Source organism: Croceicoccus sp. Ery15 (assembly GCF_020985305.1).
Classification (GTDB): Bacteria; Pseudomonadota; Alphaproteobacteria; order Sphingomonadales; family Sphingomonadaceae; genus Croceicoccus.
Window position 1 is genome coordinate 810,877 of record NZ_CP087588.1, and the last position, 25,118, is coordinate 835,994.

The following is a 25,118-nucleotide window of genomic DNA, read 5'->3' on the forward strand; positions in this document are numbered from 1 at the left end:
CCCATGAAACTGTGCAGATACGGCAATCCCGGCGCCGAAAAGCCCGGCCTGATCGATGCGGACGGCAAGATCCGCGACCTGTCGGCCCATGTGGCCGATATCGGACCCGACGCGCTGGGCGCCGGTGCGCTGGCAAAGCTGGCCGCGATCGACCCGGCCTCGCTGCCGCTGGTCGAAGGCGATGTACGCTATGGTCCCTGCGTTGGCGGCACGCGCCAGTTCGTGGCGATCGGCCTCAACTATGCCGACCATGCCGCCGAATCGAACCTGCCGATCCCCGAAGAGCCGGTGGTGTTCCAGAAATGGGTCAGCTGCATCCAGGGGCCGAACGATCCGGTGACGATCCCGAAGGATTCGAAGAAGACCGACTGGGAAGTCGAGCTGGGCATCGTGATCGGGACCGAGGCGTCCTATGTGTCCGAGGGGGATGCGCTGGATTACGTGGCGGGCTATTGCGTGATCAACGACGTGTCCGAACGCCACTGGCAGACCGAGCGCGGCGCGACCTGGGACAAGGGCAAGGGCTTTCCCACGTTCGGCCCCGTCGGCCCGTGGATGGTAACCGCCGACGAGGTGGGCGATCCGCAGCAGCTGTCGATGTGGCTGGAAGTCAACGGCAAGCGCGTGCAGGACGGGTCGACCTCGACCATGATCTTCACCGTGGCGCATATCGTGTCCTATCTCTCGCAGTTCATGGTGCTGCTGCCCGGCGACATCATCACCACCGGCACGCCCCCGGGCGTAGGCATGGGCCAGCAGCCCGAGCCCTGGTATCTGAAGGCGGGCGACGTCGTCGAACTGGGCATCGAAAAGCTGGGCCGCCAGCGCCAGGACTTTGTGGCGCATCAGGCATGAGCGGTTTTGCAGGACGCTTCGAAGGGCGCTGCGCCGTCGTAACCGGCGGCGCGTCGGGCCTTGGCAAGGCCGTCGCGCAGCGCATCGTGGCCGAAGGCGGCCGCGTGGCGCTGTGGGACATCGGCGCGGATGCGCTGGCCGCCGCAAAGGCCGAGACCGGCGCGCACGATACGCAAACGCTTGACGTGTCGGACGCCGCTCAGGTGGCCGCGGCCGCCGCGGCCAGCCATGCGGCGCTGGGGCGGGTCGATATTCTGGTCTGTTCGGCGGGCATCACGGGCGCGACCGCGCCGGTGCATGAATATCCGGTCGACAGCTGGCTGCGCGTGTTCGACATCAATGTGAACGGGCTGTTCTATTGCAACCGCGCGCTGGTGCCGATGATGCTGGCGAACGGCTATGGCCGGATCGTCAATGTGGCATCGGTCGCGGGCAAGGAAGGCAATCCCAACGCCAGCGCCTATTCCGCGTCGAAGGCGGCGGTGATCGGCCTGACCAAGTCGCTGGGCAAGGAACTGGCCGGACAGGGCGTGATCGCCAATGCGCTGACCCCTGCCACCTTCGAAAGCCCGATCCTGGCGCAGCTGCCGCAAAGCCAGGTCGATTACATGCGTTCCAAGATCCCGATGGGCCGTCTGGGCGAAATTGCCGAAAGCGCCGCCATGGTCTGCTTCATGGCCAGCGAGGAGTGCAGTTTTACCACCGCGTCGACCTTCGACACATCGGGCGGGCGCACCACCTTCTGATCCGGAGCCCGTAACGCATGTCCAAACGCCCCGCATCCCGGCCCGTTCTGGTCGATCCGCACGTCCATCTGTGGGACCTGTCGCATATCCGCTATCCGTGGCTGACGCCGCCTTTCGATACGGATAATCCCAATGGCAGCGTCGAACCGATCGCCGTCGACTATCCGCTCGATGCCTATCTGGCGGATGCGGGCGGCCAGGATGACGGCCAGGATGAGGGGCAGGGCTGGGACGTGCGGGGCATCGTGCATATCGATGCCGGTGCGCATGCGGACGATGCGCTGAAGGAAACGCATTGGCTGCAGGCCATGGCCGACGCGCGCGGCCTGCCCAGCGGCATCGTCGCCTTTGCCGCATTGCACGAGGACGGGGTGGAAGGCCTGCTGGAACGGCACGCCGCCCACCCCAATGTCCGCGGCATCCGCCACATCATCAACTGGCACCCCGATCCCGCGCGCAGCTATGGCGGAGAGGATCTGACCCTGCTGCCCGTATGGGAACGCGGCTTTGCGCTGCTGGCCCGCCATGGGCTCAGCTTCGACCTGCAGCTCTATCCCGGGCAAATGGCGCATATGGCCGCACTGATCGCGCGCCATCCCGACGTGCAGGTGATCGTCAACCATACCGGCATGGCAATCCCCTCTGATCCCAAGGGATGGGACATTTGGCGCAAGGGCATGCAGGTCCTTGCCGCGCTGCCCAATGTCGCAGTCAAAATCTCGGGCATGGGCTTTACCTATCGCCCCTGGACCACCGATCTGGTCCGCCCCTATGTGCTGGAAACCATCGAAACATTCGGCACAAACCGCGCGATGTTCGCCAGCAACTTTCCCACCGACAAGCTCTTCGACAGCTTCCAGGCACACTTCAATGCCTACGACACCATCACCCGGCAATTCTCCCAAACAGAACGACACGCATTGTTCGCTCAAAATGCAAACCGTCTCTACCGGTTGGGGTTAAATATTTAAGATATATGCTGATTATCGATCTTCGCGCCGAATATATCGTCGAACTTCTGGGGACGCAGGAGCGTCATCCTCGCCTGTCATGGCGGATGGAAAGCGCGCGAGAGGGCAGCATGCAGCGCGCCTATCGCATTCGCGCCGCGACCAGTGCGCAAGCTTTGTCCGGCGGGCCGCTGCATTGGGATAGCGGAACGGTCGAAACGGCGCAAAGCTTCGATATCCGCTATGACGGTCCGCCATTGCAATGCGGCCAGCGCATCTGGTGGCAGGTCGAGGTCACCGACGACGCAGGCGAAACTACCGTTTCCGGGGCAAGCTGGTTCGAAGGCGGCCTGATGGACCCTGCCGACTGGCAGGCAGGCTGGATCGTGGCCGAGGATGAGAAGGCCGCCGCCGACCGCGCGGCAGGGATTCCGTGGGTATGGAGCGAAACCGCGCTTGACCCGCGACCCCATGCGTTCCGGATCGATTTTGACGCACCAGCGGACATGACTGACTGCGAAATCATGGTTTCGGGCAAGGATCATTTGCGCGGCGTCTGGATCAATGGGGAGGCGTGCCAACCCGAATGGCCGATCGGTTGGGACAGCCATTTGCCGTTCTGGGGCGTGTTGGGGCGCTATTCCGGCGCCACTAAGCCCGGCAGAAACCGCATTTGCGCGCTGGTTGAGGCAGATACGGAAGGGTTTTTTCCCGTCGATGGCGGCGCATTTGCGGCATTGATCCGCATCCGGCGCGCTGATGGCAGCGTGGAGCGGCTGACCGGCGAGCAATGGCAGGTTTTGCCCGATCCACCGCAAGACTGGCGCGATGCTGACGGGGATGCGGGCTGGCGCGATGTCGTGCCGAGCACGAGCTGGGCGCAGAATTATCCGCGTTCCAGCGAGCCCGCCATGATGCTGCGCCGCGAGTTCACACCGCGTGCGCCGGTGGTATCGGCACGGCTCTATGCGACGGCGCTGGGCGCCTATCACGCGACGATCAATGGCAAGCCGGTATCGGACGCCTGTCTTGCGCCCGAAATCACGGTCGCCAGCGACCATGTGCTGACGCAGGCCTATGATGTCACCGGCCTGATCGAAAGCGGCGCAAATGCGATCGGCGCTTTGGTCGGCGATGGCTGGTATGCCAGCCCGTTCGGCTGGCGGATCGAGCGGTATGGTTTCGGTCCGCCGCCGCGCCGTTTCAGCGCCATGTTGCGCCTCGATTACTCCGACGGCAGCAGCGAAATCGTGGCAACGGGAGAGGGGTGGAAATCTGCCGTTTCCTCCATTCTGAAATCCGAAATCTATGACGGCGAAACCCGCGATGCTCGTCTGGAGCAGCCGGGTTGGAACTGCGCCGGTTTCGACGATAGCCAATGGGCCGATGCGCCATTGGGCGATGTGCCCGATACGCGGCTTGTGGCGCAGACCGCGCCTGCATTGAAGCATACGCGTAGCCTGCGCCCCGCATCGATCAGCAAGCCGGTCGAAGGCCGCTATGTCCTCGATTTCGGGCAGAATTTTTCGGGCTGTGTGCGAATCGAGGTGGCGGGGCCGAGAGGGACCGAAATCGCGCTGCGCTTTGCCGAATTGCTGAACGATGACGGCACGGCGGACCAGTCCAACCTGCGCCTTGCATGGGCGACCGACCGATTCATCCTTGCGGGCGAGGGGGTAGAGAGCTTCGAGCCCCGCTTTACCTATCACGGGTTCCGCTATGTCGAGATCGAGGGCTGGCCCGGCGTGCTGGACCCCGACGCGGTCGAGGGAATCGTCGTGCACAGTGCCTGCCGCGAAACGGGCGAGATGCAGTTTCCCGATGCGCCGCTGCTACAACGCATCTGGAATAATGCATTGTGGAGCCAGCGCAGCAATTTCTTTGCCGTTCCCACCGATTGCCCCCAACGCGACGAGCGCATGGGCTGGATGGGCGATATTCAGGTCTTTCTGGACGCGGCGGCGTTCAATATGGAAGTCGATCCCTTCATCCGCCGATTTTTGCTGGAGGCGCGTGCCGCGCAGCGCGATGACGGGGCCTATCCGATCGTCGTGCCGCAACCGCAATCGTTTCCCGATGTCGCCACCGCCGGGTGGAGCGAGGCGGGGATTATCCTGCCGTGGCAGTTGTGGCAGCGATATGGCGACACTGCCGTTATCGACGAGAACTGGGACGCGATGGTCCGCTGGATGGACCATCTGGAACGGCATAATCCCGATCTGGTGTGGCGCAACGAGCGCGGTCTGGATCTGGGCGATTGGCTATCAGTCGATGCGATCCAGCCTGACGATGAAACAACGCCGCGCGTGCTGTGCGCCACGGCCTATTGGGCATGGTCGGCGCAACTGCTGGCCGAAATGGCACGGGCCACGGGGCGGGACGGCGATGCCGCGCGTTTCGCGGCGCTGCGCGAAGCCATCGGTGCAGGCTATGCGGCGGAATTCGTCGCTAACGACGGAAAATGCGGTAATGGCAGTCAGACCGGTCAGGTCCTGTCACTGGCCTTTGACCTTGTGCCGGAAACGCGGCGCGCCAAGGCGGCAGCCTTGCTGGCTGCCGATATACGTTCGCGCGGTATGACGCTGTCGACCGGCTTTCTCGGTACGCCCTATCTGCTGGATGTGCTGGTCGATGCGGGGCTGATGGAGGAGGTGTCGGGCCTGCTTTTGCAGACGGCCTATCCCAGCTGGGGCTATATGCCGCGGCAGGGCGCGACGACGGTTTGGGAACGCTGGAACGGCGATACCGGCGATCTGGCGATGAACAGCTATAACCATTACGCCTTCGGCGCTGTGGTCGGATTTTTCTATCGCCGCCTGGCCGGGATCGCCCCTGCCGCACCGGGGTTCGCGCGGATCGCGGTGCGTCCCGTGTGGCTTCCCGATGTGGGCCGCGTTTCGGCGCGATACGATTCTATCATGGGCCGGATCGAGGCGGCGACCGATGGTGACGGGGAAGGGCTGAAAAGCCTGTCGTTGGATATTCCGCCCAACACGTCGGCACAGGTCGAATTGCCCGAAGGCAACTGGCAGGTCGACGGTGCTGCGCTGTCCAGCCATGCCGCCGTTTCGTCGCTGAGAATTGCCGAAGGGCTAGTCCGGTTCGACCTTGCCAATGGGGCCTATCACTTCCAGCGCTGATATTCCGGCGACACAACCGAAAGGGCGGGACCGCGTGGCCGGTTCCGTCCTTTTTCATGCGCTGCACACGCTGGTCGTTACTAAGTGAAATGCCCCGGCCTGCCATGCGGCAGACCGGGGCAATGTTCCGCGTCCGGGGAGTGATACCGGTTAGAAGCGGACGCGAAGTCCTGTCGAAACGCGGCGACCGGTCTGACGATATTCCTTGGTCCGATCTTCCGAAACGGAGTAGATGAACTCCTTCTCGTTGTTCAGGTTGATGACGTCGGCATAGACCGTCAGGTTCTCGAAAATGTCATAGGACAGGCTGGCATCCAGCTGACCATAGGCGTCGAAATATTCCGGTTCGCCATTACGACCCGATGCGACCTGAAGGAAATTGTCGCGGTAGGTATAGGCGAGACGGGCCTGAAAGCCGTATTTCTCGTAATAACCCACCAGGCTGTAGGAATATTTGGACAGACCTTCGAGACCGAAGTTCACGCCAGCAACCTGGTTTGTATATTCGGCATTGGAGTCGGTGTAGTTGAAGCTGGTCTGGACGCCGAGACCGTCGAACGGAGCGGGCAGCCAGTCTTCGAACGACTGACGATAGCCGATTTCAAAGCCCTTGACTGTCGCGCCTTCGCCATTGTCGGGCACGGTGACCTGAAAGGTTACTTCGTCCACCACCTCGGGAGTAGTGACCAGCGTTACGAAGCTTTTGATGTCTTTGTAGAACGCAGCCGCCGACAACAGGGAGTTGCTGGCGAAATACCACTCGGCGCCCACTTCGACCTGATTGGCGCGGAAGGGATCCAGATCGGGGTTGCCGCGACGGATCGTCTCGTTACCCGGGTTGGTCTGGATCGACTGGCGGGGCGACAGGTCCGACAGGGTCGGGCGCGTCATCACCTTGGATGCGGCAAAGCGCAGCACCAGATCGTTGGTCACGCCCAGCTTGACGTTAAGCGACGGCAGCCAGTCGTCATACTTGCCGCGGAAGCCGACAGGGATAATGTCGGACAGCACGATGATGTTCTGGCCCTGGCCGTTCGGTGCCGCGCTGAGCACCGTGCGCGAAGCGCCGGTCGAGGTATAATCGGTATTCTCGTAACGCAGGCCAAGATTGACCGCGAGGTCCATGCTGCCCAGCTGCGTTTCCCAATCGGCCATCAGATAGCCGCCCCAGACGTCCTCATCCACTTCGGATGAAGCCGATGCCGAAGGCACGGCAGGATCGAACGCGCGTCCATCGGCTGCGGCGAAGGCGTCGACCTGCGCAACAACTTCCTGCGGGCTGTAATAGACCCAGTCCTTCAGGATATTTCCGTCATAGCTGGAGAAGAAATCACGGTTCGTGGGTGAGAACAGCGATTCCGGCAGAACCCGATCCGATCCGCAATAGGCGCATTGCTGGCCGAACGGCATTTCGTCGGCAGTGATCGTCTTGGTCCGGTTATTCTTGAACAATCCGCCCGAAAAGGTGAGTGGTCCGAAGCCCGGGTTCCACTCGGCGTCGGCCTTATACTCCATGATCTCGTCATCGATGTTCGATCCGCCGCCCCAGATATAATAGTGGGCGGTGATCCCTTGCGAGTTCGTCGCGGCGTTGGAGTAGTTGGGACTGGTAAAGCCGTAGTCATAGATCGGGCTACCGCTGCGACGGTCGAACCAGTGGTCGATGTTCTTGCGGCGGATCGTGGTGAAGAGGTTGTTTTCCTTACCCCGTCGTTCAGCCTTGGAGTACGAACCGTCAAGGCGGACGCGGAACGTATCGGTCGGCGCCCAGTCGAAGTTCAGACCGAGTTGATCGGTCGTGACATCTCGGTCGTCGTACTGGATGATCTGGTCAACAAAGCCGCCTTCGTAACGCTGATAGACGGCTTCGCCATCCTCGACCACCTGTTCGACCAGCGTGCCGCCCGAGAAGTCGTAGGCGAGGCCGATCTGCTGTTCGAGGAACTGCGCTTTGGCATGCAGCGCATCGATGGTGATCGTCATCGTATCGTCGGGCCGCATCTGGGCCGAACCATTGACGGCCCAACGCTTCAGGTCACGTTCGAAGAAGAACGGCGACAGGTTCGACGGCATCGAGACATTGGTAAAGGGTTCGACATCGGGGCCGATACGCGCACCGGCGACGCCGCCGGCATTGTAATAGCTGTCGGTGCTGGAACGCTTCACATGGCCCGCGCGGATGGTGAATTCGTCGTTCCGGTTCTTCTGTTCGGCATAAACGCCCGAAAGTGCGAGGCCGAAAGTGCCCGATGTGTTCTTCCAGCTGGCCACGCCCGAAACCTCGGGGTTCCAGGTGTCGCGGATTTCCGACCACATGCCGTTGGCGCTGGCCATCACAGTCAAATCGTCGCTCTGGTCCAGCGGGTGCAGCGTTTTCACGTCGACAGTCGCGCCGATGGACGAGCCGTTGAGGTTGGCCTGCGGCGATTTATAGACATCGGCACCCGAGATGATTTCGGACGGCAGCACGTCGAACGAGAATTCGCGGCCGTTATTGTCGGTGGCCAGCGTGCGGCCATTGACCGTAACGGCGTTGAACTTCGGTCCGAAGCCGCGAACGGTGACGAATCGGCCTTCGCCGCGGTTGCGTTCGATGGTGACGCCGGGAATGCGCTGCAGCGATTCGGCGACGTTCTGGTCGGGCAGCTTGCCCAGATCCTCAGCCACGATCGAATCGACCACGGCGACCGAATTGCGCTTGATGTCGATCGATGCCTGCTGCGAGGCGCGGATGCCGGTGACGACGATAGCGTCGCCTGCTTCGGCTTCCTCTTCCTGCATGGCGGCAACCGGATCGGCGTCTTGCGCGAAAGCCGGCGTGGCGATGACGATGGTGGCGGTGCTGGCGGCGGCCAGCCAGGCCGAACGACGGATTGCGGACGTAATAACCATGATATTCCCTCTCCCTAATTCTTGATTTCGATCTTCATGCGTCGAAATTGCGACGATGTCAAATGACATCATACGTATTATGAATAAAATTAGCGGACCGATCGGATCGGCAGCACGCAGAAGGCCGAGCCGAAGACGAACACCACCGCTGCCCAGAAGATGACGCTGTAGTCATTGGCGAACAGGCTGAGCAGCACGGCAGCCATGATCGGGCTCAGGATCTGGGGGATGTTGACCGCGGTGGTCAGAATGCCGAGGTCCTTGCCTTCATCGCCCAGCGCGCTTTTGGGCAGGACCTGCGTCATCAATGCCATGTCGATCGACATGAACATGCCGTATCCCACGCCGATGATCGCGGCATAGGCCCACATGCCGTCCATATTCGGCGCCAGCAGCGGGGCCGACATCGCGCAGCCCATGATCAGGCTGCCCAGAATGACGAAGAGCTTGCGGCGCTGGAACTTGTCGGAAAGCCAGCCCGAAATCAGCGAGGAAGTGACGAGGCAGACGAGGGTGACCATGGCCAGATTGGCGATGGCGATATTCGATTCCTCGTTCCCCAGGCCGATATAGTCGCGCAGGATATACAGCATATAGGCCGCAACCGCCTGATATCCCATATAGATCAGAAAACGGCTGCCGAATGCCCATGCAAAGTCCGGATGCTCTTTCGGAGAAATCCAGAACCCCTTGAAGAACTCGCCCCAGATCATCGGGCGTCGCGGCATCTCGTCGCTCGGCGGTTCGCGGTTGATCGCGATAAAGGCAAGGCAGGACACCAGGATCGCACCGGCAAACAGCCCGTATGCCAGCACCTGCTCGCCAGCGAGATAGCCCGCGACGACGGTGCCTGCGGTGAGGCCGCCGGTCATCCCCGCGCCGACCATGCCGGACACGGCACCGCGCGATTCGGGTTCGAACCGGTCGGCGATCAGCGTGGTCATGGCAGGCTGCATCGAGTTATAGGCGACGGCGGCCATCACCCACAGCACCATCAGCGACCAGAAGCTGGTCATCCACGACACGCCGAACAGCGCCATGGACCCGATCAGCGAACCGATGGCGATCCAGGGCGAGCGGCGACCCCAACGGCTGCGCGTGCGATCGGACAGCGCGCCGGCAATCGGTGTGGCCAGCGTCGAAAAGATCGAGGTGATCGCGAACAGCAGCGCCAGATTATTCGCTTTCGACCCTTCGTCGAGTTCCGCGATCTGGTTGGGCAGCAACACGCCCAGAACGCCGCTGTAAAGCGCCATCAGCAGAAAGAAATTGACCATCAGCGACAGCTGAAGCTTCAGCCGCTGTGGCCCCAGCACGTAATTGTCAGCCGGTGCCATCGTCGTGGCCATTCGCCTCTCCCGTTATCGTTTGATCTGCCCCGTTTCGCATGGGTGCTTATGATTGTTTGCGGTTCAGAACGGCGAGCTGCAATCCGGCCTGCCGCGCCCGGCGATGCGGGCCGCCCGTTACGCCCCAGCCATCGGCGGGCGCGGCGAGGGCGCTTTCATCGACTTCTATGCCAAGACCCGGTGCTTCGCCCAGCATGATGCCGCCATTTTCGATCCGCTGGTCGACGTTAAGGCCGGTGGGCCAGCCGAAGTCCTGCACCTCGATCCCGATCATATTCGGCAGCGCCGCCGCCGCATGGGCGATCGGGTTGGCATCGAAACCGACAGGCGACACGGGCAGATTGCGCGACAATGCCGCCATGGCAACGCGCATGAAATGGGTAATGCCCCACACGCTGCCCGCCTGCACCACGTCCAGCGCGCCTGCCGCGAACAGCGGGGCATATTGGTCAAGACCGGTCAGGTTCTCGCCCGAGGCGACCGCCGCGCGGCCCGACGCGGAAACGCGCGCCAGCCCTTCGGCATCCCAGCGGCGCACCGGCTCCTCGATCCACGTCAGGTCGAGCTTTTCCTCGATCTCGTGCAGATGGCGGATCGCCTGTTTGGCGTTCCACGATTCGTTGACGTCCAGCATCATGGCGGGGCGCGGGCTGTTGGCCGCCATGATTTCGCGCGCCGTCAGCAGGCGTTCGATATCGCGTCCCAGATCGCTGCCGCCCTTGATCTTGGCAGAGGAAAATCCGCGGTCGGCCCATGACTGGTAGTGGCTGGAGAATTCGCTGTCCGACAGGCCATAGCACAGGCCCGAGGCATAGCCGGGCACAAAGCTGTCGGCCGCGCCAAGAGTGCGCCACAGCGGCTCGCCGGCCATCTTCGCCTTCAGGTCCCACAAGGCCATATCGACCGCTGCAATGGCGCCGAATGTCGCGCCTGCGTGTCCGCTTTTGAAAACCTGGGACAGCATCGCGTCGTAAATGGCTGTCACGCTGCGCGGGTCCTTGCCCTCGACCGCAGGAAACACGCGCGCGATATCGGTATGCTGGCCAAGACCCACGCCGGTCAGCCCGCTGTCGGTTTCCAGCAGCAGAATCGGCACTTCGGTCACGCCGCTTTGGACGATGCCGTTTACATCGCCGACCGGACGGCCCCAATCATGGGTCGTTACCAGCGAGCGATATCCCGTGACTTTCATGCCGTTTCGCATCCTATTATCGTTACGTTCCACCTCGGGTCCCGAAACATAGTATGTATTATCTTTCGAAGTTCGCAACCCCTTGACGCAATTTTCTTCGAAAGCCAAGCGTGAAGCGAAGATTCTTACCCTGAGGGGGACATCGACGATGAATAAGGAAACCGCCGCACCACCTCCTCCCGCAACGCCCCCGCGCGCAAGGCGCAGGCCGCGTTTGTCCGCGGCGGTGGTCGAAGATCTCGTGAATATGATCGTCGCCGGTTCCTATCCGGTGGGCACCGCGCTGCCGCCCGAAAACATGCTGTGCGAAATGTATGGCGTCAGCCGGACGGTCGTGCGCGAGGCGACGACCGCCATGATCGAGAAGGGGCTGGTCGTTACCCAGCAGGGACGCGGCACCATCGTGCGGGAGGATACGGCGTGGAACATGCTCGATCCGGTCATCCTGTCTGCGCTGTTCAAGGGTGAGGACGGGCTGCGCTATCTCGACAATCTGTCCAAGGTGCGCGTGCTGCTCGAATCGGAAATGGCGGCCGAGGCAGCGGAAGAAGGGACCGAGGAGCAACGCGCCGAACTGGCGGAGCAGATCGACAGGCTGGAAGGTCTGGTCGAAACGCCCGCGGCCTACGGGCACGAGGATTTGCGCTTTCACGATATCATCATGCGCATGTCAGGCAACCGGCTGAGCAAGGCGATCATCGATGGCATCCAGTCCGAAGCTTTGCGTACCCACGCCTATTCGGGCAAGCCCAGCATTGACCATGTAAAGGCGACGCAGGCCTCCCACCGCAAGGTTTATGATGCGATCATGGCGCGCGACGCCGATGCGGCGGGCGATGCCATGCGCGAACATATTTCCGGTTCGTGGGACCGCCGCCGCGCACGGCCCAAGGGGTATTAGAGCTGTTCCGACAGGGCGTAAATCCGCTCCATTTCCACCCATGTCTGGCCGGGATGTGATGGCAGCGGCTTTTGCATCGATGCCATCAGCCGGTCCCATGCGGCCACATCGGGGTTGGCACCGTCCCGTTCGCGCTTCTCTTCGACGGAAGGTGCGCGTGCCATGTCCTGTTCCATGATCATGAACAGCCGGTCGCCGGTCAGCCAGATTTGCAGTTCGGTCACCCCGTCGGCGCGAATCGCGGCGGATACAGTGGCGGGCGGGCCGCCCGGTTCGTGCCAGCGGCGATAGGCGGCGATCACATCGGCGTCATCGTTCAGGTCCACGGCGAAACAGCGGCGTACGACAGTCATTTCATTCTCCCATCCGGTTCAATTGCGGACAGCGATTGACGCCGCCCCGAATCCTGCTTTAAACATCATACATCGTATGAATTAAAAATGGCAGGAGAGGAATGTGCCACAGCTTTATGGCGAGGCCATCACCCGCCCCGACCTGGCATCAAGGTCGGGGGCGCTTTCGCAATTTGCAGGGGTGCGCCTGTCCACGCTTGGCGACGGGGTAGAGCGGGGCAACCGCCAGCTGGAATTCCGCACCGGCAGCGGGCTGCGCTTTACCGTGCTGGTCGACCGCGCCATGGATATTGCCGAATGCGACCATAACGGCCGGGCCGTGGGCTGGCATTCGCCATCGGGCTTCCGCAACCCTGCCTTGCACGAATATGAGGGTGAGGGCGGTCTGGGCTGGTTCCGGTCGATGTCGGGCCTGCTGATTACCTGCGGGCTGGACCATGTGCTGTTCATGGATGACGATCCGGCAGGGCATTACCACTATGGCCCACGCGAAAAGGTGTCGTCATCGCTCCACGGACGCATCGGCACCATCCCTGCGCGCCTCACGGGCTATGGCGAGGAATGGCGCGGCGATGAATGCGTGCTCTGGGCCGAAGGAATCGTCCAGCAATCGACGGTGTTCGGAGAGGATCTCCACCTGATCCGCCGGATCGAGGCCGATGTGGGCGGGAACGAGATTCGCCTGCACGACCGCGTGGTCAATCACGGTTTTTACCGCACTCCGCACATGTATTGCTATCACATCAATGTCAGCCATCCGGTGGTGGCCGAAGGGTCGCGCTATGTTGCGCCTGTGCGCGATGTGATCTGGGCAGCGCATGCGGATAACTATCGGGCGCAGGAAACCGGATATCGACACCTCCCCGCACCGATTACGAACTTCCACGAACAGGTCTGGCAGCACGAGATGGCACCCGACGACAAGGGCCGCGTCAATGTTGCCATCGTGAACGAGGAGATGGGCTTCGGTTTCGAGGTCGAGACGCTGAAATCGCAGTTTCCTGCCATGTACGAATGGCAGAACCTGCACGCGGGCCATTATGCGGTGGGGATCGAACCTTCGACCAATCACGTGCTGGGCAAGGATTTCGCGCGCGAACGCGGCGAGCTGATCTGGCTGGAGCATGGCGAGGAGCGCCGCTACGACAGCATCTTCCGCATCCTGCCCGATGGCGATGCGGTCGGCGATGCCGTCCGGCGGATCGAGGCGACCTGCCGCCAGCCGGAGGAGGATTATCCCGCGCCCTCGGGCCATTACCCGCCGATTCCGGCAGGGGGTGCGGCATGAAGGATCGTGTCGTCCTCTACACCGGCGCTGCAGGCGGGCTGGGTTTCGAAACCAGCCTGCTGATGATCGATCGCGGCGCGACGGTCGTGGCCATCGACTACAATCCCGACAAGCTGGCCGCGCTGACCGAAGCGGCGAAGGATCGCGGGCCCGGCAGGCTCATCACCTCGGGCGCCGACATGGGCGATCTGCCCGCCTATCGCACTGTGCTGGAGGATCTGGCATCGCAGACGGGCGGCTTCGACGTGGTCATCAACAATGCCGGCATCTATCCGGCCAAGCCCTTCGAAGAGTTCACCATCGAGGAATATCAGGCGGTCCAGCGCGTCAATGTCGATGCCCATGTGCTGACCGTGCAGGTCGTCTTGCCCTTCATGCGGCAGCGCGGCTTCGGGCGCATCATCAATATCTCCAGCATCACTATGTCGGGCGCGTGGGACAATCTGTACCCCTATGTGTCGTCCAAGATGGCGCTGGTGGGTCTGACGCGGGCATGGGCGCGCGAATTCGGCCCGATGGGCGTGACCGTCAATGCCATCGCGCCGGGCGCATTCCCGACCGATGCCGAGAAAATCCACCCCGATCCCGAAGGCTATGAACGCATGGTGCTGCACGCACAGGCGGTCAAGCGGCGCGGGCACGCGGGGGACATCGCCAATGCCATCGCCTTTTTCGTCAGCGAGGATGCCGGTTTCATCACCGGCCAGACGCTGCACGTGAACGGCGGATGGACCATGAACTGATCGTGCAGAAAGCAAGACAATGAAGATCCTCGAAGGAATTCGCGTTCTCGATTGCTCCATCGCCATGGCAGGGCCATTCGCGGCCCAGCGCATGGGCGACATGGGCGCCGATGTCGTCAAGGTAGAGCCGACCAGCGGCGAATGGCAGCGCCATGCCTCGGCAGGCGGGGCGACGGGGAACAAGATCAATGTCTCGTTCCTGTCGCTCAACCGCAACAAGCGCTCGCTGGCGGTCGATCTGAAAGCGCCCGAGGGTAAGGCGCTGCTGATCGACATGGTGAAGAATGCCGATGTGTTCCTGCAAAACTATCGTCCCGGTGTCGCCGAGCGCCTCGGCGTCGATTACGCGACTTTGTCGGCCATCAATCCGCGCCTGATCTATGTGTCGATGTCAGGTTATGGTGAGGACGGCCCCTATCGCGACTATCCAGGGCAGGATTTGCTGCTGCAGGGCATGTCGGGCGCGATGATGTCGACGGGCGCTGCGGGCACGCCGCCCACGGCGGCGGGGCAATATCTGGTCGATGCGATCACCGCCTATACCGCTTTCGAAGGAGCGCTGGCGGCGCTGTTCCACCGCGAACGCACGGGCGAGGGGCAGCTGGTCCAGATCAACATGCTGGACGCTATCGCCACGATCCAGATGCAGGAATTGTCGGTCTATACGGTCGGTAACAAGCCGCAGGCCCGCTCGGCCGAACCACATGCCCATTCCTATATTCGCGCGCCCTATGGCGTGTTCGCGACCGCTGACGGCTATATCACCGTTGCCATGGCCTCGCTGGCAAGGCTGGGCGAATTGTTCGAGGACGATTTCTTTGCGGGCCTCGACGACGAGCGCGACAGCTGGAGCAAGCGTGACGAGATATTTGCGCGGGTGAAAGCCCATCTGCTGGACCGCAAGAGCGAGGACTGGCTGAAGGAGATGCGCGCCCGCGACATCTGGGCGGGGCCGGTCTATGGTTACGAAGAGCTGATCAACGATCCGCAGATCAGGCATAACGGCACTTTCATCGAATATGACCACCCGACCGAGGGGCGGATCAAGGTGCCCGGCTTCCCCATCCGCTTCAGCCGCACGCCCTGCGAAGTCGAACGCGGCGCGCCGCTGGTGGGCGAACATAGCCGCGAGGTGATGCGCGAGGCGGGGCTGGACGATGGCGCGATCGAGGCGCTGATCGAATCCGGCGTGGTCCGGCAGCACGCATGACCGTGATGGCCGAGCTTGAACTGCCTGCCTACACTGGCCTGACATGGGATCATCCGCGCGGCTATAACGCGCTGGCCCGTGCCGCCGTGGATGCCAAGGGGCTGACCCTGCAATGGGACCGCCACTCGCTGGAGGGGTTCGAATCCGCCCCTATCGGTGAATTATGCGACCGTTACGATCTGGTGGTGCTGGACCATCCGCATGTGGGAGAGGCGATTGCCGCCGATTGCCTGATCCCGGTCGAGGAATTGTTCGGCGCGGACGAGATCGCCGCCTGGCAGGATGCGATCGCTGGGCCGTCGCTGGCAAGCTATCATTACGCGGGCAAGCACTGGGCCCTGCCGCTCGATGCCGCGACGCAGGTGATGGCGTGGCGTGCCGACCGGATCGTGGAGGCGCCGACCACATGGGCCGAACTGCCGAAGCTGGCCGAAGGCCGCGCGGTGGCGCTGTCGCTGGCCGGGCCGCATGCGATCCTGAGCTTCCAGTCGATCTGCGGCGCTTTGGGAGCAGAGCACGCCAATCCGCGCGACCATTTCATGGACCGCGCCACCGCGCGTGAGGCATTCGCCATCATGCAGGCGCTGACCGGCGATGCGACGCGGGCGGCAGTGGCGATGAACCCCATCGCCATGCTGGATGCCATGGCGGCGGGCGAGGGGCCCGATCTTGTCCCGCTGATCTATGGCTATGTGAACTATGCCACGCGCGGCGTGCGTTTCGGCGATGCGCCTCGCGGGCCGACCGGCAGGATCGGGTCTATACTGGGCGGCACCGGTATCGGCGTATCGCGCCGCTGCAAGGTCACCCCTGCCTTGCTCGATCATATCCGCCTGCTGATGTCGGAAAGCGTGCAGCGCGGCTTTATCCCGTTTCAGGACGGCCAGCCTGCCTTCCGTTCCGCATGGCACGATCCGGCCGTCAACGGGGCCACCGGGAAGTTCTTTGCCGATACGCTGCAGAGCATCGAGCAGGCCCAATTGCGCCCCCGCCATAATGGCGCGATCGCGTTTCAGACAGAGGCATCGACCCTGCTGCGCGCCGCGCTGATCGACGGCGGCGACGCCGGAAGCACACTCGACGCGATCGAGCGGAGCTATCGTGACCACCATCCGGCCGGAGCCGAGACATGACCGACGAACTGATCTTTACCGTGGCGGACCATGTCGCCACGATCACTTTCAACCGCCCCGCCAAGCTGAATGCGCTGACGCCCGCCATGGCGGCGGCGCTGATTGCGGCGGTCAGCGAATGCAACACCAGCGATGCGGTGCGCTGCGTGGTGGTGACGGGTGCGGGGGAAAAGGCCTTCTCGGCGGGGTCGGATATCTCGACCCTCGATGCCTATGCGACGCCGTGGGATTTCCGTAATCGCGACGATTATTGCGATGCCTTGCGCGCCTGCCGCAAGCCGGTGATCGCGGCGGTGAACGGCTATGCACTGGGTGGCGGGCTGGAAACCGCCATGGCCGCCGACATCCGCATCGCCAGCGCCAATGCCCGCTTCGCCGCGCCCGAAATCAAGCTGGGCTGGATCGGCGGCGGGGGCATGGCAGCCGGGCTGTCATACTGCGCCGGTTCGTCGAACGCCGCGATGATGGTGCTGACCGGCGACATGATCGATGCGGCGCAGGCCCGCGACTGGGGCATCGTCAGCGAGGTGCACGAGGCAGAGGCGCTGATGCCGCGCGCCATGGAGCTGGCGGCAACCATTGCCAGCAGGGCGCCCATCGCGGCGGAAACCGCCAAGCTCAACCTGCGCGCGGCCCATGTCATGCCATGGGACAAGGCCATCGAATACGAACGCGACCTGCAGGCGATCTGCTTCGCCACCGAGGACGCCGCCGAGGGGCGCGCCGCCTTTGCCGAAAGGCGTGACCCGCAGTTCCGCAGGCGCTAGGAACACCCCATGTCCAAACCCAAAATTCTCCTCTCGCGCCGCTGGCCCGAGGCGGTCGAGGCGCGGCTTGCACAAAGCTATGACGTCACCATCAACGAGGCGGACGTGCCGCTGGATGTGGACGGGCTGGCAGCGGCCATGCGCGAATATGATGCCGTGTGCCCGACGGTCACCGACAGACTGCCCGCCTCGGTCTTCGCGCAGGATGGCATACGCGCCCGCATCATCGGTAATTACGGGGCGGGGGTGGAACATATCGATCTTGAAGCCGCGCAATCTGCGGGGTTGATCGTCACCAACACGCCCGATGTGCTGACCGATGCGACCGCCGATATCGCCATGACCCTGCTGCTGATGGCCACGCGCCGTGCGGGCGAGGGAGAGCGGGAACTGCGCGCCGGGGAATGGACCGGCTGGCGGCCTACCCATCTGCTGGGCCGGTCGCTGTCGGGCAAGGTGCTGGGGCTGGTCGGATTTGGCCGCATCGCCCGCGCCATGGCCGAGCGCGCGCAGGCGTTCGGTATGCGGATCGCCTATCACAGCCGCTCGGCCAAGGACGACATACCTGCCGATGCCTATCACGCCGAGCTTGCCGATCTGCTGGCGGTGTCGGATGTCGTGTCGCTGCATGCGCCGGGCGGGGCGGAGACGCATCACATGATCGATGCCGCCATGCTGCAACGGATGAAGCCGGGCGCGGTCCTGATCAACACCGGACGCGGAACCCTGATCGACGAGGCCGCGCTGGCAGCCGCTTTGCGCGACGGGGTGATCGCATCGGCAGGGCTGGACGTGTTCGAGCAGGAGCCGACGGTGCATCCTGAATTGCTCGCGCTGTCTAATGTGGTGCTGTTGCCCCATTTGGGTTCCGCCACGCTGGAAACGCGTGAGGCGATGGGGATGAAGGTTGCCGACAATCTCGACCATTTCTTCGCCGGAGAGCCATTGATTGACCGCGTCGTCTGACCTTGTCGCGGCTGCGGTCCGCGAATGGCTGGTTAATGCCCCGCACCCGCTGGTGCTGGGCATTTGCGGATCGCAAGGCAGCGGCAAATCGACGTTGGCGCGCGCATTGGAGCAGACGCTGGGTGAGGATGGGCTGAGCATCGCCTCGCTCTCGCTCGACGATCTCTATCTCGGCACGCAGGCCCGGCGGAAGCTGGCGGCGGAGGTCCACCCGCTCTTCGCCACGCGCGGCGTGCCGGGCACGCATGATTTGGAACTCGGGCTATCGGTGATTCAGGCGGTGCGCGACGGGAAGGCCGTGGCATTGCCGCGATTCGACAAGGCGAGCGATGAACCTTTGCCGCGTGACGCATGGCCGATGGCGCCCCAAGGTCTGGACGTGCTGATCTTCGAAGGCTGGTGCGTGGGTGCGCGCCCCGAAGCGGTTGAGGCGCTGTCCGGGCCTGTCAACGCGCTCGAACGCGAAGAGGATGGCGACGGGCGCTGGCGTCGCGCGGTCAATGACTTCCTCGCAGGTCCCTATCAGGCGCTTTTCGAGCAGATCGACCGGCTGGTGTTTCTGGCTGCGCCCGGCTTCGAGGTCGTCCACGGCTGGCGCCTGCAGCAGGAACGGGACTTGCGCGAAAGCCTGAAGGCCCAAGGGCGCGATCCGGCGCTGGCGATGACGGACGAGCAGATTTCCCGCTTTATCAGCCATTATGAGCGGATAACCCGGCACATTCTGCATTCCATGCCCTCGCAAGCGGCGCTGACGCTGCGTCTGGGAAGGGATCGCGAAATAATCGGAATCGCGGCTTCGGCGGGGTTGTCTTCCAGTTAATCATCATACATCATATGATGAAACATATGGGAGACTGAAATTGCCTGAAGGTTTTGCCGAATTCAGCCGCCGTACCGCGCTCTACGGGCTGGGGGCCGCCTTTGCCGCCAGCGCGGTGCCGGTGCGCGCCACGGGAAGCCTGACCGGCTTTCACGATATTCGCGATTATGGCGCGCTCGGTGATGGCAAATCTATCGATTCCCATGCCATCAATCGCGCCATCGAAGCCGCCAGTGCCAAGGGCGGCGGCACCATCGTCGTCCCTCCGGGTGAATATCTGTGCTTCTCGATCCGGTTGAAGAGCCACATCACGCTGGTGCTGTCGCCCGGATCGATGATCGTCGCCGCCGACCCCGACAAGCACGAAGGGCAATATGATCTGCCCGAAGGCGTGTTCGAGGAGCAGCTGGTCGATTACGGCCTCGCCCATTTCCACAACAGCCTGATCTATGGCGACGGGGTTACCGATATCGCGATTGTCGGCAGTGGTCTGATCTATGGTCCCGGCCTCGACCGCGAAGGCCCGCCGCCGCGCTGGCACGGGATCGAGGGGTGGAAGTCCCCATCCGAACTGGGAATGACGGCGGACGAGGCACGCCGCGCCATCCCGCTGGAGATGAAATATGAAGGTCGCGGCAACAAGGCCATCGGTCTGACCGGATGCCGCAATGTGGTTTTGCAGGATTTCTCGATCCTGCAGGGCGGCCATTTCGCCTGTTACGTACTGGGCTGCACCAATGTGCGGATCGAGGGGATTATCGTCGACACCGACCGCGACGGTATCGACCTTGATTGTTGCCGCGATGCCAAGGTCGTCAATTGCACCGTCAACGCGCCCAAGGACGATGCCATCGTGTTGAAGAGCAGCTATGCCCTGCAGGAAGCACGTTTTTGCGAGGATATCCAGATACTTGGCTGCAAGACCAGCGGCTATCTGCTGGGCACGCTGCTGGACGGAACCTATCAGAAATCGCCCTATATGGCGCCCGACGATGTCGGTGTGCTGGGGCGGATCAAGCTGGGCACCGATTCCGTCGCGGGTTTCCGCAGGGTGCTGATCGCCGATTGCTTGTGCGAGAATTCGCGCGGCTTACAGATGGGCGCGATTGACGGTGGCGTGCTGGAAGATGTGACGGTGCGCGACGTGACCTTGCGCAATCCGGTGAACCATCCCCTGTTCGTCCGCCTCTCGGCTCGTAACCGCGCGCCACGCGGGGCAGGGGTGGCCAGCGTCCGGCGTGTCCGCTTTTCCGATATCCAGGTTTCGGGTGCGCGCATGGAGTATCCGTGCGGCGTCGTCGGGATCGAGGACGGCATCATCGAGGATGTGAGCTTCAGCGGCCTGCATGTCAGCGCCGCGGGCGGAGGCACGGCCGAGGATGCGGCGCGCGTGGTGCCCGAACGGCGCACTTCCAGCCTTGAGCCGAGCTTTATGAAAACGCTGCCTGCACATGGGCTTTACGCACGCCACGTGCGTAATCTGGGCATGTCGGACGTGCGCTTTGATGTGGAGGCGGCCGATGCACGACCGGCGATTGCGCTGGAGAACGTCAATGGCGCGGTGATCGACGGGCTGACATCGACCAAGGCCAAACAGAACGCAGTCCGCGCGGCGCAGGATTGTCGCAATATCGCGATTGGCCAGATTGAAACCTTTTCGGGAGAGAATGCATGATCTGTAAGTTTGGCACCGCGCTGGCGGCACTACTCGCGACGACTCCGCTCGCCGCGCAGAACTACGACCTCGACCAGCGCGACGATGATTTCAGCGAACGTCTGACCGTGATCGAGGAGCCGGCCGAACCGGTGATCGGGCCGGAAGATGTGCGGCGCGCCGATAACCGTTCTGGCTTTGAAACGGGCATGACGCTCAAGATCGATGGCACCTATCATCTGTTCATTTCGGAAATGTTCGAACGCCCGCACCTCGATATGCGGATCGCCCACTGGACCAGCCCGGACGCGGTCAGGTGGACCCGTCAGGGCACCGTCGTCGACAGCGTGCCGGGCCGTTCGGCAAAGAACCCCAAATCTGAGGTATGGTTGCAGGGCGTTATCTTCGACGACGAGGCCGATCGCTGGAACCTGTTCTACATCGCCTATCGCGGGGGCAACAGCGAACAGGGCGAAGGGCTCAACCTCGACTATGAAGGCACGGCGCGGCGGGCCGTTTCGCAAACCCCGGGCAAAGCCGGTATCGGCGGCCCGTATGAAGATGTCGGGGTCGCCATGGCACCGGGCGGTCCGGATGCGGCGGTATGGGAGGGGCAGCAGGGGCTGGACAGCTTCTTCCCTTATAAGGTCGGCGATCAATGGGTCGCGCTGCATGGCAGCCACAACCATTTTCCCGCGTCGCCCTGGCAAGTGGGCGTGGCAACCGGCTCCAGCCTGACAAGCAGCGAATGGACGCGCGTGCCGAGCGAGCAGCCGTCCCCCATGGAAGGGCTGTTCATCGAAAATCCGATCGTCGAAAAGCTGCCCAATGGCCATTACATTGCGCTTTACGATGCCAATCACTTCGCACCCGTTCAGCCCGACATGCCGGTGCGGCCGAACAATTCGGTCGGCTATAGTGTTTCAGAAGACGGGATACGCTGGCATCAGGGCCGTTCGCTTGTCGTTCAGAGCGACGACAACAACTGGGCATCGGACCTGCGCACTCCATTGGGTCTGGTTGCGGAGGGCGACGGGATATACACCCTGCTCTATACGGCCCGCATGAAGGACCAGCCCTTTTGGGCCATCGGCCGCGTCAAGGTGAAGCTGACGACCGACTGAGGCTGTTCGGCAGCCCCCTTTTTCAGATCTGGTCATTAACGAGTTGGGGGAGCCTGTGTTTTACAGGCTCCCCCATTCTTTGTAAGTGCGACTAGAAGCCCGACCGGTGCTTCGATCAGGAGGCGTTCCGGCTCAGGGACGAACGCCCGCAGCCTCGATCACCTTGCGCGCTTCTTCGGGCCAGTCGCTGCCCGGAACCAGGAAATTGCCGCGCGGGTCGTTGCCATATTGGGGCAGCCAGCGCCCGCCGGTCTTCATCGAATTATGCCAGTTTCCGACCGCGCGATTGTCGGTCGAGATGCCCTGATCGTACATCTTGCCGGCGGTATTGATGTTCAGCCACGTTCCGCTCGACGTTTCAACGACATTGCCGGTAACGGTGAAGTGCTTGCTGCCTTCGTCCAGATAGATCGCGATTTTGTGATCGATGTCGAAGATATGGTTGTTCCGTATCACCGAATTGGGATTGGCGGAAAGGTTATAGATAGCCCCGCCGTCCATATACCATTGTTTCACCCCGTGAATCCGGTTCCCCTCGACCAGAGTGTTGCGCAGCGTCGTGGGCGTGGTGAATTTGGGATTGTGGACATATCCCTGCTGGTTCTGGTCGTAATTGGGATTGCCGCCTTCGTCGTTGTAACCCCAACCCCAACCGGTTGCGATCCCGTCATAGGGGGCATCGCTGATATCGTTGTGCACGATGCTGGCCCCGTCGATATAGGTCGTCAGGATCGCGGCATTATCCTTGTAATCCTGACTGACGGTGACGACCACATTATCCGCGATGGTCAGGTCGCGGTTGACAAGGTTCGGGTCCGACGGGTGATGCGCGTCGGTGCGTACACCGCCCGCCATGATCGCGCTGCCCGACAATACGGTAAAGCGGTTGCGCGAGACGGTGATATTGCCGGTCGCCAGACCCACGCCGGTCAGATGGGCCTGCGGCTCGTTTCCGATGCCCAGCGCGACCTGCCCCAGCTGGCTGAAGACATTGCCCTCAAAAGTGATGTCGCGCGCGGCGGACACCTGCACGGCAGCGGGGATCTGGTGCCATTTCAGGCGCATGGATTCGAATTCGACGCAGCCCCAGCCGCATTTTTCCCATGCGTCTTCAGGGTGCAACGGCGATTCGTCGCTCAGATAGGCACCGCTCTGCTGGTTGGCATAGCCCGTGTTTCGCGAAGGGCCGAGCCATGATGTGTGCGAAAATTGCAGCCCGCGAAAATTGAGTTTTTCGACCGGCTTGTCGGGCGTTCCGCTGATCGAAACCAGCGCTTCCAGCGTGGGCACGACGACGTCGAGATCGGCGATATCCTCGTCCAGACCCGTGCGCAGATAGAGCTTGCCTGCTTCGGGATCGATCACCCACTGGTGCCAGTTCGAATGCCACTGGCCGACCTTGCCAATGAATTCGGGCGCCCCGCGCAGGAAAAAGCGCGATTCTTCTGGAAACAGCGGTTTGCTCGCCGTGTCATAGCCCCAGGTGTTATTGTCCCACGCCGGCTGCGACATGGTGAATTCCACGCCGCCATCCGATTTCGCGATCGTTTCCACGGGCGAATAACGGTCGGTGAAAATGCCCGTCGCCTCGATCTCCATCCGGTCGGGCCGGGCGATATCGGCCAGCCATGCGTAATCGGGATTGGCGATGGTAAAACCGGTCCCGCTGAATTTCAGGTCGTGGAGCGCGATTTCGACGAAGGGCGATTCTGCGACCGTGCCGTTCACCCAGATCTGCCGCGTATCCAGCCCCTTGGGCGTGTCCGCGACATAGAGGTGGCGTTCCTCGTCATACGATTTGAAACCGGTGATGTGGATGCCCGATGTGATGACCGGCCGTGCATCGGGGGCGGCGCGCCATTCGACCGTATGGCCGTTCTGGCCGCCATCGGCCTGTCGGAACACCAGTGGCTTGGTCAGGCGATAGGTGCCATCGGCCAGCAGGACGGTGACATCCCCCTTCTTGTTGCTGGCCCGCACCAGTTCCTGCGCCTTTTCCAGCGTCCGGACCGGTTTCGCAGAGGTACCCGCATTGCGGTCGCTGCCCGATGGCGAGACATGGACGGTCACCTGCGCGAATGCCGATGTGGCGCACAGCAGACCTGCCGCGAATGTCGCCGTGCGAACGGCTTTGCCGATCATATCTTCCTCTCCTTATATTATTTTCGGGGCGGCAGGTCAGTTGACCCAGCCGCCGTCGATCACATTGATCGTGCCGGTGGTAAAGGCGCTCTCGTCCGATCCCAGATAGACGGCGAGGGCGGCCAGTTCTTCCACACGGCCAAAGCGGCCCATGGCCTGACGCGCGGTGAATTCGGCATAGGCCTTGTCGAAATCGCCCGTATCGCGCAGCCGTTGCAGCAGCGAAGGGGTTTCGACCGTACCCGGACAGATCGCATTGCACCGGATGCCCTGGGTCACGAAATCGACCGCGACCGATTTGGTCAGTCCGATCACTGCCGCCTTGGTCGCTCCATAGGCAAACCGGTTGGGCACGGCCTTGATGCTGCCCGCGACCGAGGACATGTTGATGATCGACCCGCCGCCGTTTTCGATCATGTTGGGCATGATGGCGCGGATCATGCGGTATTGCGCGGTCACGTTCAGCGTGTTGGAAAATGCCCAGTCATCCTCGTCACAATCGAGGATGGTGCCCGCATGGACGAAACCCGCACAATTGAACAGGACGTTCACATCGGTGAATTCAGCCGCGATGGCCTTGACCGCCTGCGGATCGGTTACGTCAAGAGCGCGGCATTCGGCGCCTTCCAGCCCTTCCAGCGTTTCGGCGCGCACGTCGGTTGCGATCACGCGCGCGCCTTCACGAACGAAGGCTTCGGCAGTGGCGCGACCGATGCCCTGGCCGGCTGCGGTGATCAGGGCGGTTTTGCCCTTCAGGCGATTCATGCATTGTCTCCCAACGGGTTGGCCCTGAAAATGGGCAATATTCGGCATGGACAGGCCATGGATGAATTCATATGATGTCGTATGTTTAATCACGGCGCAAGCGCAGACTTACCCCTCAACCGAAGAAC

Annotated in this window: 20 protein-coding genes; 14 read left to right on the forward strand and 6 right to left on the reverse strand. The window is 62.5% G+C overall.

Going from position 1 to position 25,118, the window contains the following annotated elements:
• Window positions 1–3: 3 nt before the first annotated feature.
• From LOZ77_RS04075 to LOZ77_RS04090, 4 genes are read left to right on the forward strand one after another with little or no spacing between them, the layout of a single operon-like run.
• Window positions 4–855, forward strand: a complete 852-nt coding sequence (locus LOZ77_RS04075) for a fumarylacetoacetate hydrolase family protein (RefSeq protein ID WP_230280916.1) — start codon at window positions 4–6, stop codon at window positions 853–855.
• Window positions 852–1,601 (forward strand): SDR family NAD(P)-dependent oxidoreductase, encoded by a 750-nt coding sequence (locus LOZ77_RS04080; protein ID WP_230280917.1) that lies wholly within the window; start codon window positions 852–854, stop codon window positions 1,599–1,601. Before LOZ77_RS04075 ends, LOZ77_RS04080 begins: the two co-directional genes overlap by 4 nt.
• A gap of 17 nt (window positions 1,602–1,618) precedes the next feature.
• Complete coding sequence (locus LOZ77_RS04085) at window positions 1,619–2,572, forward strand: amidohydrolase (RefSeq protein WP_230280918.1); 954 nt, start codon at window positions 1,619–1,621, stop codon at window positions 2,570–2,572.
• A gap of 5 nt (window positions 2,573–2,577) precedes the next feature.
• Window positions 2,578–5,691 carry an alpha-L-rhamnosidase gene (locus tag LOZ77_RS04090; RefSeq protein WP_230280919.1) on the forward strand — a complete coding sequence of 1,038 codons (3,114 nt, stop codon included), beginning with the start codon at window positions 2,578–2,580 and terminating at the stop codon, window positions 5,689–5,691.
• Window positions 5,692–5,841: 150 nt separating this feature from the next.
• On the opposite strand, the gene LOZ77_RS04095 is transcribed toward LOZ77_RS04090, so the two are convergent.
• From LOZ77_RS04095 to LOZ77_RS04105, 3 genes are all read right to left on the reverse strand, one after another.
• The gene (locus LOZ77_RS04095) at window positions 5,842–8,583 is read right to left on the reverse strand and encodes a TonB-dependent receptor (protein WP_230280920.1); all 2,742 of its coding nucleotides are present in this window, start codon (window positions 8,581–8,583) and stop codon (window positions 5,842–5,844) included.
• 89 nt (window positions 8,584–8,672) lie between these two features.
• Window positions 8,673–9,932, reverse strand: a complete 1,260-nt coding sequence (locus tag LOZ77_RS04100; protein ID WP_230280921.1) for an MFS transporter — start codon at window positions 9,930–9,932, stop codon at window positions 8,673–8,675.
• A gap of 46 nt (window positions 9,933–9,978) precedes the next feature.
• Complete coding sequence (locus tag LOZ77_RS04105; RefSeq protein ID WP_230280922.1) at window positions 9,979–11,124, reverse strand: mandelate racemase/muconate lactonizing enzyme family protein; 1,146 nt, start codon at window positions 11,122–11,124, stop codon at window positions 9,979–9,981.
• Window positions 11,125–11,350: 226 nt separating this feature from the next.
• Here LOZ77_RS04105 and LOZ77_RS04110 point away from each other — a divergent pair, with 226 nt between their 5' ends.
• Complete coding sequence (locus LOZ77_RS04110) at window positions 11,351–12,025, forward strand: FadR/GntR family transcriptional regulator (protein ID WP_230280923.1); 675 nt, start codon at window positions 11,351–11,353, stop codon at window positions 12,023–12,025.
• Here LOZ77_RS04110 and LOZ77_RS04115 read toward each other — a convergent pair.
• Complete coding sequence (locus LOZ77_RS04115) at window positions 12,022–12,378, reverse strand: L-rhamnose mutarotase (RefSeq protein WP_230280924.1); 357 nt, start codon at window positions 12,376–12,378, stop codon at window positions 12,022–12,024. The genes LOZ77_RS04110 and LOZ77_RS04115 overlap by 4 nt on opposite strands.
• Before the next feature lie 103 nt (window positions 12,379–12,481).
• Here LOZ77_RS04115 and LOZ77_RS04120 point away from each other — a divergent pair, with 103 nt between their 5' ends.
• Genes LOZ77_RS04120 through LOZ77_RS04160 form a run of 9 tightly spaced genes read left to right on the forward strand, consistent with a single transcriptional unit; the run spans window position 12,482 to window position 22,083 of the window.
• The gene (locus LOZ77_RS04120; protein ID WP_230280925.1) at window positions 12,482–13,666 is read left to right on the forward strand and encodes an aldose 1-epimerase family protein; all 1,185 of its coding nucleotides are present in this window, start codon (window positions 12,482–12,484) and stop codon (window positions 13,664–13,666) included.
• Complete coding sequence (locus tag LOZ77_RS04125; protein WP_230280926.1) at window positions 13,663–14,409, forward strand: SDR family NAD(P)-dependent oxidoreductase; 747 nt, start codon at window positions 13,663–13,665, stop codon at window positions 14,407–14,409. The genes LOZ77_RS04120 and LOZ77_RS04125 overlap by 4 nt, the downstream gene beginning before the upstream one ends.
• Window positions 14,410–14,428: 19 nt before the next feature.
• Window positions 14,429–15,619 (forward strand): CaiB/BaiF CoA-transferase family protein, encoded by a 1,191-nt coding sequence (locus LOZ77_RS04130; RefSeq protein ID WP_230280927.1) that lies wholly within the window; start codon window positions 14,429–14,431, stop codon window positions 15,617–15,619.
• Window positions 15,616–16,752 (forward strand): extracellular solute-binding protein, encoded by a 1,137-nt coding sequence (locus tag LOZ77_RS04135; RefSeq protein ID WP_230280928.1) that lies wholly within the window; start codon window positions 15,616–15,618, stop codon window positions 16,750–16,752. The genes LOZ77_RS04130 and LOZ77_RS04135 overlap by 4 nt, the downstream gene beginning before the upstream one ends.
• The gene (locus LOZ77_RS04140) at window positions 16,749–17,519 is read left to right on the forward strand and encodes an enoyl-CoA hydratase/isomerase family protein (protein WP_230280929.1); all 771 of its coding nucleotides are present in this window, start codon (window positions 16,749–16,751) and stop codon (window positions 17,517–17,519) included. Before LOZ77_RS04135 ends, LOZ77_RS04140 begins: the two co-directional genes overlap by 4 nt.
• Window positions 17,520–17,528: 9 nt before the next feature.
• A complete protein-coding gene (locus LOZ77_RS04145; protein WP_230280930.1) occupies window positions 17,529–18,485 on the forward strand; it encodes a D-glycerate dehydrogenase in 957 nt (318 codons plus the stop codon).
• Window positions 18,469–19,305: a kinase gene (locus LOZ77_RS04150; RefSeq protein WP_230280931.1), complete on the forward strand. Its 837-nt coding sequence runs from the start codon at window positions 18,469–18,471 to the stop codon at window positions 19,303–19,305. The genes LOZ77_RS04145 and LOZ77_RS04150 overlap by 17 nt, the downstream gene beginning before the upstream one ends.
• Window positions 19,306–19,345: 40 nt before the next feature.
• Window positions 19,346–20,980 carry a glycoside hydrolase family 28 protein gene (locus LOZ77_RS04155; protein ID WP_230280932.1) on the forward strand — a complete coding sequence of 545 codons (1,635 nt, stop codon included), beginning with the start codon at window positions 19,346–19,348 and terminating at the stop codon, window positions 20,978–20,980.
• Complete coding sequence (locus tag LOZ77_RS04160) at window positions 20,977–22,083, forward strand: hypothetical protein (protein WP_230280933.1); 1,107 nt, start codon at window positions 20,977–20,979, stop codon at window positions 22,081–22,083. The genes LOZ77_RS04155 and LOZ77_RS04160 overlap by 4 nt, the downstream gene beginning before the upstream one ends.
• 132 nt (window positions 22,084–22,215) lie before the next feature.
• Here LOZ77_RS04160 and LOZ77_RS04165 read toward each other — a convergent pair whose 3' ends face one another.
• Together LOZ77_RS04165 and LOZ77_RS04170 are read right to left on the reverse strand one after the other, a co-directional pair.
• Entirely contained in the window at window positions 22,216–24,225 is a 2,010-nt protein-coding gene (locus LOZ77_RS04165; protein ID WP_230280934.1) for a right-handed parallel beta-helix repeat-containing protein, read from the reverse strand.
• A 36-nt stretch (window positions 24,226–24,261) separates the two neighbouring features.
• The gene (locus tag LOZ77_RS04170; RefSeq protein ID WP_230280935.1) at window positions 24,262–24,990 is read right to left on the reverse strand and encodes an SDR family oxidoreductase; all 729 of its coding nucleotides are present in this window, start codon (window positions 24,988–24,990) and stop codon (window positions 24,262–24,264) included.
• Window positions 24,991–25,118 lie beyond the last annotated feature (128 nt).

What these genes read in the sequence shown, in the direction of transcription:
- LOZ77_RS04145 (WP_230280930.1), top strand. Translation starts at nt 17,529, where the DNA reads ATGTCCAAACCCAAAATTCTCCTCTCGCGCCGCTGGCCCGAGGCGGTC.
- LOZ77_RS04105 (WP_230280922.1), bottom strand. Translation starts at nt 11,124, where the DNA reads ATGAAAGTCACGGGATATCGCTCGCTGGTAACGACCCATGATTGGGGC.
- LOZ77_RS04130 (WP_230280927.1), top strand. Translation starts at nt 14,429, where the DNA reads ATGAAGATCCTCGAAGGAATTCGCGTTCTCGATTGCTCCATCGCCATG.
- LOZ77_RS04125 (WP_230280926.1), top strand. Translation starts at nt 13,663, where the DNA reads ATGAAGGATCGTGTCGTCCTCTACACCGGCGCTGCAGGCGGGCTGGGT.
- LOZ77_RS04100 (WP_230280921.1), bottom strand. Translation starts at nt 9,932, where the DNA reads ATGGCCACGACGATGGCACCGGCTGACAATTACGTGCTGGGGCCACAG.
- LOZ77_RS04090 (WP_230280919.1), top strand. Translation starts at nt 2,578, where the DNA reads ATGCTGATTATCGATCTTCGCGCCGAATATATCGTCGAACTTCTGGGG.
- LOZ77_RS04085 (WP_230280918.1), top strand. Translation starts at nt 1,619, where the DNA reads ATGTCCAAACGCCCCGCATCCCGGCCCGTTCTGGTCGATCCGCACGTC.
- LOZ77_RS04095 (WP_230280920.1), bottom strand. Translation starts at nt 8,583, where the DNA reads ATGGTTATTACGTCCGCAATCCGTCGTTCGGCCTGGCTGGCCGCCGCC.
- LOZ77_RS04170 (WP_230280935.1), bottom strand. Translation starts at nt 24,990, where the DNA reads ATGAATCGCCTGAAGGGCAAAACCGCCCTGATCACCGCAGCCGGCCAG.
- LOZ77_RS04135 (WP_230280928.1), top strand. Translation starts at nt 15,616, where the DNA reads ATGACCGTGATGGCCGAGCTTGAACTGCCTGCCTACACTGGCCTGACA.
- LOZ77_RS04165 (WP_230280934.1), bottom strand. Translation starts at nt 24,225, where the DNA reads ATGATCGGCAAAGCCGTTCGCACGGCGACATTCGCGGCAGGTCTGCTG.
- LOZ77_RS04160 (WP_230280933.1), top strand. Translation starts at nt 20,977, where the DNA reads ATGATCTGTAAGTTTGGCACCGCGCTGGCGGCACTACTCGCGACGACT.
- LOZ77_RS04080 (WP_230280917.1), top strand. Translation starts at nt 852, where the DNA reads ATGAGCGGTTTTGCAGGACGCTTCGAAGGGCGCTGCGCCGTCGTAACC.
- LOZ77_RS04075 (WP_230280916.1), top strand. Translation starts at nt 4, where the DNA reads ATGAAACTGTGCAGATACGGCAATCCCGGCGCCGAAAAGCCCGGCCTG.
- LOZ77_RS04115 (WP_230280924.1), bottom strand. Translation starts at nt 12,378, where the DNA reads ATGACTGTCGTACGCCGCTGTTTCGCCGTGGACCTGAACGATGACGCC.
- LOZ77_RS04140 (WP_230280929.1), top strand. Translation starts at nt 16,749, where the DNA reads ATGACCGACGAACTGATCTTTACCGTGGCGGACCATGTCGCCACGATC.